This is a genomic window from Chryseobacterium sp. YIM B08800, from assembly GCF_026163565.1.
In the GTDB taxonomy this organism is placed as follows: domain Bacteria; phylum Bacteroidota; class Bacteroidia; order Flavobacteriales; family Weeksellaceae; genus Chryseobacterium.
Genome location: NZ_JAPDKN010000042.1, coordinates 34,265 through 47,395 on the forward strand (window position 1 = coordinate 34,265; position 13,131 = coordinate 47,395).

At 32.3% G+C, this 13,131-nt stretch carries 10 protein-coding genes; 6 read left to right on the plus strand and 4 right to left on the minus strand.

Translation table 11 applies throughout. The annotated features are described in order from the left end of the window. Positions 1-30 precede the first annotated feature (30 nt). Positions 31-6,006, minus strand: a complete 5,976-nt coding sequence (locus OEW74_RS15610) for an alpha-2-macroglobulin family protein (RefSeq protein WP_265429353.1) — start codon at positions 6,004-6,006, stop codon at positions 31-33. A gap of 18 nt (positions 6,007-6,024) precedes the next feature. Here OEW74_RS15610 and OEW74_RS15615 point away from each other — a divergent pair, with 18 nt between their 5' ends. The 6 genes from OEW74_RS15615 to OEW74_RS15640 all read left to right on the plus strand — a co-directional run bounded on the left by OEW74_RS15615 (position 6,025) and on the right by OEW74_RS15640 (position 9,330). Next, complete coding sequence (locus tag OEW74_RS15615; protein WP_265429354.1) at positions 6,025-6,789, plus strand: hypothetical protein; 765 nt, start codon at positions 6,025-6,027, stop codon at positions 6,787-6,789. A gap of 12 nt (positions 6,790-6,801) precedes the next feature. Next, entirely contained in the window at positions 6,802-7,119 is a 318-nt protein-coding gene (locus OEW74_RS15620) for a hypothetical protein (protein ID WP_074229333.1), read from the plus strand. Continuing rightward, a complete protein-coding gene (locus OEW74_RS15625) occupies positions 7,104-7,409 on the plus strand; it encodes a type II toxin-antitoxin system RelE/ParE family toxin (RefSeq protein ID WP_265429355.1) in 306 nt (101 codons plus the stop codon). The genes OEW74_RS15620 and OEW74_RS15625 overlap by 16 nt, the downstream gene beginning before the upstream one ends. Further along, positions 7,406-8,485 (plus strand): DNA replication/repair protein RecF, encoded by a 1,080-nt coding sequence (recF, locus tag OEW74_RS15630; protein WP_265429356.1) that lies wholly within the window; start codon positions 7,406-7,408, stop codon positions 8,483-8,485. Before OEW74_RS15625 ends, recF begins: the two co-directional genes overlap by 4 nt. A gap of 117 nt (positions 8,486-8,602) precedes the next feature. Then, positions 8,603-8,977 carry a four helix bundle protein gene (locus tag OEW74_RS15635; RefSeq protein ID WP_265429357.1) on the plus strand — a complete coding sequence of 125 codons (375 nt, stop codon included), beginning with the start codon at positions 8,603-8,605 and terminating at the stop codon, positions 8,975-8,977. Positions 8,978-9,033: 56 nt separating this feature from the next. After that, the gene (locus OEW74_RS15640) at positions 9,034-9,330 is read left to right on the plus strand and encodes a hypothetical protein (RefSeq protein WP_265429358.1); all 297 of its coding nucleotides are present in this window, start codon (positions 9,034-9,036) and stop codon (positions 9,328-9,330) included. Here OEW74_RS15640 and OEW74_RS15645 read toward each other — a convergent pair. From OEW74_RS15645 to OEW74_RS15655, 3 genes are read right to left on the minus strand one after another with little or no spacing between them, the layout of a single operon-like run. Next, on the minus strand, positions 9,308-11,341 hold the full coding sequence (locus OEW74_RS15645; protein ID WP_265429359.1) for a recombinase: 2,034 nt from the start codon (positions 11,339-11,341) through the stop codon (positions 9,308-9,310). The genes OEW74_RS15640 and OEW74_RS15645 overlap by 23 nt on opposite strands. A gap of 13 nt (positions 11,342-11,354) precedes the next feature. Then, positions 11,355-11,999 (minus strand): monofunctional biosynthetic peptidoglycan transglycosylase, encoded by a 645-nt coding sequence (gene mtgA / locus OEW74_RS15650; RefSeq protein ID WP_265429360.1) that lies wholly within the window; start codon positions 11,997-11,999, stop codon positions 11,355-11,357. A gap of 40 nt (positions 12,000-12,039) precedes the next feature. Further along, the gene (locus tag OEW74_RS15655) at positions 12,040-13,086 is read right to left on the minus strand and encodes an ABC transporter substrate-binding protein (RefSeq protein ID WP_265429361.1); all 1,047 of its coding nucleotides are present in this window, start codon (positions 13,084-13,086) and stop codon (positions 12,040-12,042) included. Positions 13,087-13,131: the final 45 nt, after the last annotated feature.

The following is a 13,131-nucleotide window of genomic DNA, read 5'->3' on the forward strand; positions in this document are numbered from 1 at the left end:
TAAAATTTACAATTTCCTTATTCTCAAAAACTATTCCATAATTACCACATTCGAACCTTTTGTATGTGAATTCATCTGCGGCGCATAATAGTTTTGAATCGTGGTAATTCCGTTTGAGAATTTTCCTGATGCATTGGCTACATAATCATATTCAAAAACATATTTTCCTTTTGGCATATACTGAATATAGAAGTTTGTAGACGCATCTTTGGTTGACTGATAATACCCCAAACTATTTTTCCATTGATAACCTGAAAGTACATTCAACGGTTCAAATCCTGCAGCTCGCATGTCTTTGATGTGAATAAATTCCATCGCACGGTCTGTATTTAAAATCATTCTTACCGTTACTTTATCGCCAACTTTCAGCGGAGTTTCGGGAGAGATTTTATGTAATTCTTCACCATTTACCGTTTTCACTTTTTTGTAGAGTTCTTTTACTACAGAAATATAATTTTCGGAAGATTTTATTTTATCCAAGTCTTCATAATACTGCCAGAATAAACCTCCCTGAACAATTCCTGCGCCTGGTTTTGTTACTGTAACTGTTGCAAGATTTTTATCTAAAACATCTGTTTTCACAGCAGATTTCACATAACCTGTCGCCTGAGTTTGCGGTTTCAGTTCTTTTCCGCCCCAAATGATGGTTGCTTTATCGCTTTCCGCAGAAGTCCAAGATTTTCCTGAATTTAAAATCGTAAAAATCACTTCTGAAGTTCCTCTTGAGCTTCCCCAAGAATTGACTTCTTTCTGAGTAATCAACCAGATTTTCATGTCTTCAATGAATTTTTGGTCGTTTGGTTTCAGCTTATTAAATGCTTCCAAAGCTCCTGCATGATTCACAACTTTTGAACTGAACCAACCCCAGTCATCAAGATTTTGTTTCCAATAAATTCCCTGAGTTTTAGAATCTACTGAAGTTTCTTTTAAATAATTTAATAATTTATCTGAAACATCTTTTAAGCCATAATCGCTCATCAATAAAGCTGCACGATGTAATCCGAAGAATGTAAAATCGGTAATTTTTGTTGTTTTGGCCTTTTGTTTTACCAAAGATTTCAGTGTTGCGCCTTTTCCTTTTAAAGGATATTGTTTTTCCCAATAATTTCGGGTGTCAAGATAATCTAAAGTCCAGTTGTTGATTACATTTTCCTTTTTAACATCTGTGTATTTATTGATTTCATTGTCAACATAACCAATCAGTTTTGCTACCAATTCTTTCTGTTCGGAAAATTGATAGTCTTTCACATTATCTTTTAACCAAGCATTTATTTTTCCTAAGTTTTTAAGAATATAAAGAGACGTTCCGTATGAACTCGGATAACCTTGATACCAAGAAAAACCACCATCCGGATTTTGCAGCTTTTTGAAATCATCCCAATCCTGATTAATCGAATTTTTCATTGTATTGGCATCAAAAAGCAATGCTAATTTTGCCATCTGTTCCTCTTCGTTTTTACTTTCCAAAACCCAAGGTGTTTCTTCAAGCAACAACTGTTTCAGCTCCTGATTTTTTTCAAGATTTGAAGCTAATAATCCCTTGCTTTGATATTCTTCAAAAATAGTTTTCAGTTTCGGATTGGCTTTAAAAACTTCTGAAGCTAAAACATCTGCAAACCATTTATTGAAGATGACATCTGCAGAACTATTCTGGTCATTTTTCAGACTTGGAAGCGCAAACATAATTTCCCAAATCGGATTGGTCGTCAATTCTAAAGTATTCGAAACATTAGAAATCGTCGTCGAGTTTGTATTTTTAAGATTGTCTAAAACAAAAGTTTTTGTTTCGCCTTCTTTCACGAAAATTGGAACGGCATCAGTCACCAACATTCTGTTTGGTAAAACCGGAATGGCTTTTTGTTCACCATCAGAATATTGTCCGGCTTTTGCAATGACTTTTAAAATGATTGATGAAACATTATTCGGTACTTTTATTTTCCAGGTTAATACAGAATTTCCGTTTTCATTTACTGAAAAAGCCTGTTCCTTATTGTATCCGAAAACTGCCGTCAAAGTACTCAACTCGAATTTCTCTGAAATATCTTCGTTGGTAAATGCATCCAAAATCTGCAGTTGCGCAGAACCATTCAGTTTTTTGCTCGTTAAGTTTGATAGTTTTGACTGAAGATTCAATTCATCCCCTTCTCTCAAAAATCTTGGGTAATTTGGGGTAACAGAAAACTCTTTTTGCGTCACCACTTCTTTTTCCAATGTTGTTGCTCTTGCGTCTTTTGTATGAGCTAAGAACATCAATTTCCATTTTGTAAGCGCTTCGGGTGACGTGAATTCAAAATTAACATTCCCTTCTGCATCAGTTTTTAAATCTGGATAGAAGAATGCAGTTTCATTTAAGTTTTGACGAACTTGAACATTTTCTAAAGTCTCTTCAGTTGGAGGAGAATTTTCAACTTTTGGAGCTTTTAAAGGTTCAGGAACAACATTTTGCATTACCACAATCTTGTCTTCTGCCACTATTTCTCTTTTAGCCATACTTGCTCTCGCCCCAGAAACTGGTGGTGGCGGTGGCGGAGTATATGCAGCCGCTTTTACACCTTCCTGATTGACCATTCCTGTTGTGGTCTCCAATTGTCTGCTGTAATCTACAAAGTAAATGTTTCCATCAAACCAATTAAACTGGGGAATATCTACCACTTTATTATCAAAATACTCCATTCTGTTTTGATAATATTTTTCTTCAAGACCGGTATGAATCGCATAAGAAGACGTAAACGAATAAGGTCTGTACAGATTTTGCCAGCTAAAAGTATTCACAGAAAACTGGTCCAAAGACATATCGTACATATTGGCTAAAACCTCAGCATTAATCTTTTCTTTGTCGTTACCTGAAACTTTCACCGTCCATTTTTCTTTAGAATTAGGTTCGATTTTATCTCTGAATGTTACCGTTTCTATTTTCAATGGCTGTTCTGTGTCTTTAATTTTTAAATCAACTGTTTTGGTTTGAATATCATTAAATGAAGCCAACTGAAACTGAATATATAAACCCGTTACATTTTTATCATTCGGAATTTCAGTTTCATATTCCAGCACACCGTTTTTGAACTGATGAACTTCGGTAACTGTTTTTCCTAAACCATTTTGTAGGAAAATATTCACCAAAGCATTTGGAATTGATGAATACACATAAATTTTTGCCTTTTCACCTCTGGAAACCTCCTCTTTTGGTTCTAAAACTGTTAAAAAAGTTTTCTGAGTTGGCTTCAATGATTTTTTATCCCAAACAGAGAAATTTTGAGTAGATTTTATTGTGTCTTTCCCTTCAATATTATATAATTCCAGTTGATAATCTCCAGCGTTTAAAGAACCTAGATTCAAGACGCTAGAGTCAAGACTCTTATCGTTATTTTCAAGATTTGAATTCTTGATTCTTGATTCTTGATTCTCGATTCTATCTATTATTACTTTTTCAACTTTCCAGTTTTTTATTTCATCATTTTTATCATACAAATCATGTGGAAACTTGCTGATAAATTCTTCTTTTGAAAATTTCGGCAGATTCTGAACTTCTGTTTTAAAATTATCTCTGAAAATCCTGTTTGGGGTTTCCAGTTTTGAAAGTTTTACCTGATAAGATTTTTTAAGGTTTTGTTCATTATAATTTTTGGTTTCTACTTTTACGTTTAGGTTTTCATCCGCAAAAACATTTTTAATATCGTCTGCTTTGATGTAATGAGAAACCGAAGCTACTTTTAAATTGGTATTCGCTGTTTGAGTTTCACCATTAATGTCGGTAACCGAAGCGTTGATTTGGTAATTATCAATCTGAATCCCTTCTAATTTTTCGTCTTTTTTAAGGTCTAATCTTATGGTAAATTCTCCTTTTTCGTTGGTTTTTGCTTCTCCAAGAATCGAGTTTTCGTTATCATTATCATTTGGATACCAAGGGAAATATCTCCAACGGATGTTTTGTTTTTTAATTTCATAATTGACGTTGGTGTTACTCAAAGCCACTCCCGAAAACATCATTGCTTTACCTTTCAGTTCGATGGTTTGTCCGTATTTATATTCATCTTCTACAGGGTCAAAAGTCACTTCAAATTTTGGACGTTTGTATTCTTCCACCTTTATATATCTGTAACCACTCGTATTTCCATCAGTGATGATTCTAAAATTACCGTTCAGTTTTCCTTTAGGTAAAATAAAACTTCCGTGATAAGACCCGAATTCGTTGGTGGTGAAATTCTGTACCGAAACTTCCTGATTATTGGCATCTCTTAAAGTTATTTTCTGTTTTAAATTTGATGCAACAGATTCTATTTCATTGTCTATTTTTGTATTGATTACTTTAAAATAAACGGTTTGTCCGGGTCTGTAAATTGCTCGGTCTGTAAAAATCTGAGCTTTTGTGCGGGTTTGTTTATTCGGATTGTATATTTCCCGATTATTGTTACCATACATCTGCATCAGCTGAAAGTCATTGGTTTTCGGCTGTTGAATCAAAATCGCTCTGTAATAATCTTTACTATTGGTCATCGGAAATTTGAAAACCCCATTTTCATTGGTTTTACCGGCAACTTTATTTAAAGTTTTACCTTCTACAAATTCATAAAATGTAAGATTTTCATTATTGATTGGCTTCCCATTTTCAGAACTGATTAGTTTCAATTCATTAGAAAGTTTATTGCTTTCGTTGATATTCTGGTAAATAATTTTATGATTTGAAACAAAAAAATAAAAGTTATGATTACTTCCTTCTTCTGGTTTTGAACCGGAAACTTCATATTCGGCAACATAAATTCCGGAAGGAAGCGCCTTCATTTCAATCGAAGTTTTGTGAAGTTGATAATCTTGAGGATCATTCAACTGAAAAACCTCTTTTCTTACCAACGACTTTTTTATTTTTGAGTAAGCATTATCGTAAGGGCTTCTCGCAAATTGCATCAACGGCAAAAAATTATCTTTTACTTCATAAATATTTACAGAAAATTCTTTCACATTCTTAAACTCTGCAACCAAATGAATTGGCAAATTAGGCTGAGTTTGTTCTTCATATCTGAAGCTTAAAAAAGGATTAATAATCTGATTTTCCTTATTTTTAATGTTCTCCATAAAAGGAGATTTCGGATATTGATTTTTGATAGAATTGACAAGCTGAACCGCTTCTTTTTCTTTTTTTGCTTTAATTAATTCATCTATTACATCTTCTGCAATAAGCACTTTGTAATCACCTTCAATATTCGATTTCATCAGATTCTGAAGCTGTACTAATTTATCTTTGCACGAATTAGCAATGCAACTCTCAGAAAGTTTCTGATGTAGAAAATAAAGCTTAGAATTGCCTGTACTTTTAGCAATTAATTCATCAAAAATCGTGTTGATTAAAACTCTGTTTTCCGCCAGTTCGTTCTTTGTAAATAATTCATTACTGGATAAAAAATTTACCTTTTTCAAAGAATACCAATCCTGTAAAGTAGAGAAATAAGCAATGTAGTCTGTATTGGAAAAAATATCTTTGTAATTTACCAAAGCTATTTTATTCATTGCCTGATTTTCTGAGTCAAGCTCTTTAAAATTTTGAATTAAATAGTTTTTAAAATCAAGCTTGCTCCATGTTTCAATTTGCGAAACATCTTGAGAATTCATATTGGTTCTGCCATTGATTTCCCAAGAATGCTCATTGTAATAATCAAGAGTAAAACCGGATAACAAAACCTTGTATACTAAAAGGTCATCGCCTTTAATATTTTTTTCTGTAGTTTTTAGTTTAGCAAAAAACTTGGATGCCGCATCATTTTTCTCATCGTCATTGGTTCGATTTACAATGCTGAATTCTGCTTTCAGGGAGCGGATCAACTGTAAGGCATTATTTTCTTTCATAGCTTGTTTCTGAATTTCTAAAACAACCGGAAGATTTGATTTATAAGCTCCCTTTTCATAATTTACTTGTATTTTTTTCCATTGTGTATCGTAATACTTTTGGGCAAAAGCACCAGAAAAACATGATAAAAATAGGAGAACCAACAAAATCTTGGAAAATCTTTGCATAAGTGTTATTTTTGATAAATGAATTGCTTAAAATTACTGAAAAAATCTGTCATCGACAGCCAACTTTATGTCTCCTTAATGGGAACATTTTTCGCAGTATTTTTCATGATGGAGCAAAATACATTCCGTTTCCCTTCAATCCTTTTGATATTCATCACCTATTTCAGTGGATATTTGTACACGAAATACCAATACACAAAATATTTTTATAAAATCTTATTATTAAATATCATCACAGGAATTATTTCAGCATTACTAATTATTTTTAATCATAATGAAATACGTTTGGTAAAATGGTTTGTGATTGTGGTTTTAGGGTTATTGTACAACAGTTTTTTTCTAGAAACTTATATCAGAAAAATTCCTTTACTGAAAGTATTTTATGTAGGTTTAGTTTGGGCTTTGGTCAATTGTTGGCTTACTTTACCTTCATTTAATTTTCCCATATTTTTCATTAGTTTCTTCTTTGTAACAGCGCTAGTTTTACCATTTGATATTCGCGATATGAAAAGTGATACCGTTCAGACATTTCCAAAACTAATTGGTATTCAAAACACAAAATATCTTGCTTACGTTTTTATTTTCGTTGCTTGCATTTTAGCTATTTTTCATTTGAAAATTCAGTTTGCTGTAAGTTTTTTTCTAGCCTCGCTATTTACTTATATTCTGGTTTATTTTTCGGAGAATTCTAATAGAGATTCGTATTTTTCTTTTTGGGTTGAAACTTGTTCCTGCTTACCTTTTTTGTTTTTAATTCTGTTGGAAATGTTTTACCTTTACTAAAAATTTGCAGTAATGGAATCTTTTGAAAGTATTCAGAACAAATTAATCAGAGCTATCAGCGAAAGTTCTGACCGAGAAAAGATTTTCAGTCTGTGGGAGTTTTGGAATGGCAAGAATTCTAATTTATCAGTTGCTGAGCCTCACTCTTTTTACAACTCTGAAAAGCCGATGACAGATGAAGAAGTTGAGGAATATTTCAAGGAAGAAGAGATCATTTTACCTGATTATGTAATGAAAATGATTGAGCGTGGAATGGATGATGTAAAAAACGGACGTGTTATTGACAATGAAGAAGTAGAAAAATATTTTGAAGAATGGCTAAAAGATTAAAATGGACAGAGTTTTCAAAAAGCCAACGAAAAGATATTTTAGAATATTGGAACAATAGAAACAAATCAAAAGAATATTCAAAAAAATTGAATAAGCTTTTTGATAAAATAGCATTAATGATTTTGGAGCATCCTGAAATCGGAGTAAAAATAAATGGTTCAGAATGTCGTGGAAGATTGATTAAAGATTATTATATCATTTATATAAACTTCGAAAAAAGTATTGAAATTTTAAGTATTTTTGATACTCGTCAAAATCCTGAAAAACTTGAAAGCATTTTAGGATTATGATTATCAACAAACTCATCCTTTACAATTTTAAAAATCATTCTGAAAAAAAGTTTGAATTTTCCCCGCAAATCAACTGTTTTGTAGGAAATAACGGCGTAGGAAAAACCAACATTCTCGATGCGCTGCATTATCTTTCTGTAGGTAAAAGTTTCTTGGGAAATACCGATACCAACAACATCAAAAAAGATGAAGATTTTTTCACTCTCGATGCGGAAATTCAGAATGAAGAGAGCGAAGATACTTTAAAAATATCTCAGCCTAGAGAAGCAAAAAAAGTCATTAAAAAGAATGATAAAAGCTACGATAGAATGGCCGATCATATTGGTTATTTACCCAGTGTGATGATTTCTCCGTATGATTCAAACCTTATTTCAGATTCCGGGGAAAGTCGCAGGAAATTTTTAGATTCTATGATTTCTCAGACCGATTCAGGATATCTATATGATTTGATTCAGTATCAGAAAACCATTCAGCAACGAAATGCTTTATTAAAATATTTTGCTAAAAACAGAGTTTGGGATAAAGATTCTTTGGAAATTTACGATGATCCGATCACAAAATCCGGAACTAAAATCTTTGAAAAAAGAAGAGAATTTGTAGCAAAACTAAATCCTATCGTTCAAAATTTCTATCAAATTATTTCGGGTGGAAAAGAAAGTGTTTCTGTTATTTATGAATCTCATTTACTTAATGATTCTTTTGAAAGTTTATTAATTGAAAGTTTAGAAAGAGATAGAATGCTTACTTACACTTCAAAAGGAATTCACAAAGACGACCTGCTTTTTGAAATGGATTCTGTTCTCATAAAAAAAATAGGTTCACAAGGACAGCAAAAATCGTTTTTAATTTCATTAAAACTAGCTCAAATGAGCTTAGTAAAAGAACTAACGAATAAAACACCGATTCTTTTACTTGATGATATTTTTGACAAGCTTGATGATACACGCGTTGCTCAATTGATTAAATTGGTCAATCAGGAAAATTTCGGTCAGATTTTTATTACAGATACACACAGAGAACGTACAGAAAGTGTTGTGAAGAAAATCAATGAGGAAAGTATTATTTTTGAGATATGATACGAGATTGGGGATACGAGTTTCGAGATACGGGATGCGAGTTTTTAAATTCAGGGTTTTAGAGATTCGAAATCGTAGATTGGTAAATTGTATTTATTAATTTAAAAAACACAAATAATGAGTTACAGGAATTTAGAAATTTACAAAATGGCTTTTGATTTATTTACAAAAACCCATAAAGCTTCTTTTCTTCTTCCGAAATATGAAATGTACGAGTTAGGAAGCCAATTAAGAAGGTCTTCTGATTCTGTAATTACTAATATTGTTGAGGGTTATGGTCGCTCTGTTTATAAAAATGAGTATTATAGATTTTTAGTATTTAGCCATGCAAGTAATGATGAAACAATAAATCATCTTGAGAAAATTATAATTTTATATCCTGAATTTTCAGCAGAATTTGAAGTTTTAAAACAACAATACGATTTACTCGGTGGAAAAATTAATATTTACAAGAAATGGGTTAAAGAAAACTGGAATGAAAGCAAATCTTAAAAATTATAATCAGTTTAAAAATCTCGAATTAACGAATCACGAAACCCGTATCTCTTATGAAAAAAAATAAAAAACGTGAATTTCAATCTTCTGAGTTGGTAAAATCTTTTGCCCGAATTTATGGTTTTGAAGATAAGTTGGTTGCTTTTGATATTAAAGATTTTCTGGAAGATTATCTTGATGAAAGTCTTTTTCAGGAAATTGTAAGCGTTAATTTAGATGATAAAATTATTCAGATTAGAATCAATTCACCTTTGCTGAAAAACGATTTTAAAATGAGAAAAAGCTTTTATCTGAAAAAGTTTCAGGATAAATTTGGGGAAGAAAAATTTATCGATCTTCAGATTTTGTAGGCATTGAACTTTGCACTAATTGATCAGATTTCACATCAAAACTTGATCGAAGCGGAATAAAAAATTTCAAAGGGTTTCTTAAGAAATACTTATAAATCGCGCGGTAAATTTCCCTTACTTCACCAAAATTCATTTTTCTTGAACGGAATGCCAAGAACATCGACAAACTGAAACTTACCAGAAAATTGAAAAACCCGATAATAAACACGGTGATGAATGAGGTCCAAAAAACTGATGTTCCTACAACAAAATCTTTTCCGTACAAACCAATGGCAAAATTTCCGGCTGCAAAAGTGATGTGACGAATATCTAAATCGAGACCGAAGAATAAACCAACCGGCGCTGTTGCACCAAGAAAAACCCCAAACCAGAAATTAGAAATAATTCCGGCCCAGTTTTTAGCATAATATTTTGAAAGACTTTTCGCAAAACGAACTCCAAACATCCTTCTAATCGGAAGATTTTTTGCAATTCGATCCGGAATCTGATAAAACACCGAGTTATTTCCAATATTCCCTGAAATAATCCCTGAAATAAAAAGATAAAAACCTGCAATACAAGCGTGTAAAATAGCTTTAGATTCAAATGGATCAAGATCTTTCAGCAATTTGTCTGATTTTTCCACGGCTAAATTTTGCGAGAAGAAAACATCCAAACCATAAATAATCAGCAATGCAATCGGGAAAGAAAGAAGTACATTTCCTACAAAAGCAATAAACTGACTTCGGAATAATTTTGAAACCAGATCAGCAAATTCGGTGTAATTATTTTTGGTACTTTCCTGTTCAGATAAAACTTTGGTCATCGTTGCAGCGGTCATTGCAGGCTGTTTTGTTGCCAAAGTAAATCCCATCAGATAAATCATCACAAACCCCATCGCATAGTTTAATGAATACAAAAACGCATGAAAAAAATCACTTCCCGGCATAAAACCGTACAGCATTTTCAGAATACATAATGCTCCAACGATGATTCCGCCACCGCTTGCTTTGTAGAACATTTTCATGTACTGTTTGCGGCTTGAAGTAATATAATGACTTCCTGTTTCTGCAGTATGATTGGTAATCAAATGCGAAATCAAACGGGTGCTGCCATTAATAAGATCTGAGATATTATTCTTGTGAGATTTGTAGCTCAGAATATTAAAAATCAACTGTTTAGACTTGATAACAACATCTTCCGGCTGATCAATAATCAATAAATTGACAATCTCAGAAATTCTCTGGGTTTGTTGACGAATCTTAAGCAGAGACTGATTAATTTTCCCTGAAATACCGTATTTTGAAGAGTTTTTGAAAGCGATATTCACAAAATCCTGACATTGTTCCGCATAAATTTTAATCTGCTTATAACGGCTGTCTTTTGAGTGAAGCTGAATTTCAGGATTGATTTTAAATTCTTCCGCCAAAGCTTCAAGTTCGTTCTGCAATGCCAAAAATGGATTATCAAAATTCCTGTATTCAGGAGCCATTCTTACCACATCAACTTCAAGAGCCATCCCAGTAACGCGCCAGGAAAGAATATTCATTGAAAATATAAGTTCGCTTTTTACATTTTCTTTTTCAATAAAATCTGAAATTCCTAAAATATTCAGAAATTCATTTACCTCATCTTCAGGAATATTATGCAAATATTCAAGATCGGTTTTTGGTCTGAGACTTACGTTATCGATAAGATACCAAACCGTTTTTTCGTTTTCTACGGGTGGTAAGATTTTATTTAAGATCCTTTTTTTGAGCTCAGGAAAAAAGGCATTTTCTGAAAGAATATTGGCTTCTGTTAAAGAAAGATTGAAGGGTCTTTCTTCAAAAATATTGTAAATATAATGTTTGAAATGAGCTGCAGAGTTTGGGTTTGATTTTAAAAAATTTAGAACATTCTTAAAATCTGTCTTTTTTATTGCCTCCAAAAACTCAGCTAAAGGCTCCAACGAAGAAGTCTCATTCTTAAAAGAAAAATACTTTTTAAGGACAGATTCGAAATTTTTTGTACTTGAACTCAACAGTTTCATTAGTGCAAAGATACTATTTCAAACTTACATTCCTCATTTGTCTCATAATCCAGTTGTGCTTCTTTCTCAGATAAGCCGATGGATTTTTAGGATCGTATTTTTTAGGGTTGGGTAAAACAGCGGCAATCCATGCTGCTTCCGAAGTATTAAGATCTTTTGAAGACTTCCCAAAATAGTACTGTGCAGCGGCTTCCACTCCGAAAACACCTTGTCCCATTTCAATAGAATTCAGGTATCTTTCGAGGATAATATCTTTAGACCAAACTTTTTCGATAATGAAGGTATAAACAGCTTCAAGCCCTTTTCTCACCCAGCTTCTACCTTGCCAAAGGAAAATATTTTTAGCGGTTTGCTGTGAGATTGTACTTCCGCCTCTCAGTTTTTTACCTTTTTCATTGTTTTTCATCGCTTTTTCGATTGCTGTATAATCGAAACCATTGTGATTAAAAAACTTCTGATCTTCTGAAGCAATGACCGCTTTCTTCACATTAGATCCCATTTCATCATAAGAAATATAGTCTCGGTGCAATTTTCCGTATTCAAAAAGACCTCCGATCTGCGTGATCGTGATGGGTGGATTGAAAAATCTTCCCCAAACAATGAAAACTACATTCAGAATCAGAACAATAAAAATAAATTGTTTTATTTTTTTCCACATAAGCTAAAAACTTGGCACAAAAATATAAAAATACTGCGAGTTACTGCAATTCGTTCATGTAAGTCAGTTGATAATCTGGTAAAAGTTCAGGATGAAATATTTTGATATAATCTTTTAGAACCAGATCTGAACGTACCACTCCACTTTCAAAAAAATCATTGGCTTTCTGTTTTTCTTTTCCTGAAATCCCATAGATTTTCCCTTTGCTAAACACTTCCAGTTTCCCATAAAAAGGATTGATGTTCAGCATCTCTTTTTTAGATTTATGATTCCCTGCATTTACCCAATACTGAATGTTTTTAGATTTAGCAAAAACTTCTTCAAAGCTCATTGTTACAGCTTTTTCTTCGGTATTATCTTTTAAAATATAATTAGCATTTGCGTCTGCTACATAATTGGCTGTAAAAGTTTTTCCACCCGGCATATACCAAACATCACCATACATTTCGTTCGCTAAAACATTAGGTTTTGAAGTAGCTTTTGAAGCTAGTGTTTTTAAATCATTATAATTTTTCTGAATTTGATTAAATTTTTCTTCCGCCTCTTTCTCTTTTCCTAAAAGTTTTCCGAATAATTTAATGTAAGAAGTCTTTACCATCGGACTTTGCTCCATATATTCATCTAAAAAAATTACCTGAATATTATTATTTTTCAAAAGTTGGTACGTATTATCAAAACTCGCAATGTAGTTGGTAAAAATAGCATCCGGTTTCATTGAAATTATTTTTTCTACATCATATTTCTGTTCGTTCCCAACGTTTTGAATTTTTCCTGATTTTAATAATTGATCAATTTTTTCTGAATAAATATATTCTGGGCTTGCAATTCCAATTACCAAATTTTCAGCTTCCAGTTCAGAAACAAATCCCATCAAACTTGCATTCAAAAGTATAATTTTATGGAAAGGAACTTTATTTTTTTCAAAACTGTAAGTAAAGTTCCCCGATTTTAAGTCTAATTTTCCGCCACCATCCTTAAATTGCAGTCTTTCGGAGATGACTTCCCAATCTGAAGGCGATATTTTTTGTTCTCTTTTACAGTTGGTTAGAAATAAAAACGCGATTATTAGTAAAAAATTTGCTTTCATCTTTCAAAGAAACTAAAAAAGTATTATATTTGCAAACCTTTAAAT

What these genes read in the sequence shown, in the direction of transcription:
- OEW74_RS15620 (WP_074229333.1), top strand. Translation starts at nt 6,802, where the DNA reads ATGGAATCTTTTGAAAGTATTCAGAACAAATTAATCAGAGCTATCAGC.
- recF (WP_265429356.1), top strand. Translation starts at nt 7,406, where the DNA reads ATGATTATCAACAAACTCATCCTTTACAATTTTAAAAATCATTCTGAA.
- OEW74_RS15610 (WP_265429353.1), bottom strand. Translation starts at nt 6,006, where the DNA reads ATGCAAAGATTTTCCAAGATTTTGTTGGTTCTCCTATTTTTATCATGT.
- OEW74_RS15625 (WP_265429355.1), top strand. Translation starts at nt 7,104, where the DNA reads ATGGCTAAAAGATTAAAATGGACAGAGTTTTCAAAAAGCCAACGAAAA.
- OEW74_RS15615 (WP_265429354.1), top strand. Translation starts at nt 6,025, where the DNA reads ATGAATTGCTTAAAATTACTGAAAAAATCTGTCATCGACAGCCAACTT.
- OEW74_RS15640 (WP_265429358.1), top strand. Translation starts at nt 9,034, where the DNA reads ATGAAAAAAAATAAAAAACGTGAATTTCAATCTTCTGAGTTGGTAAAA.
- OEW74_RS15645 (WP_265429359.1), bottom strand. Translation starts at nt 11,341, where the DNA reads ATGAAACTGTTGAGTTCAAGTACAAAAAATTTCGAATCTGTCCTTAAA.
- OEW74_RS15655 (WP_265429361.1), bottom strand. Translation starts at nt 13,086, where the DNA reads ATGAAAGCAAATTTTTTACTAATAATCGCGTTTTTATTTCTAACCAAC.
- mtgA (WP_265429360.1), bottom strand. Translation starts at nt 11,999, where the DNA reads ATGTGGAAAAAAATAAAACAATTTATTTTTATTGTTCTGATTCTGAAT.
- OEW74_RS15635 (WP_265429357.1), top strand. Translation starts at nt 8,603, where the DNA reads ATGAGTTACAGGAATTTAGAAATTTACAAAATGGCTTTTGATTTATTT.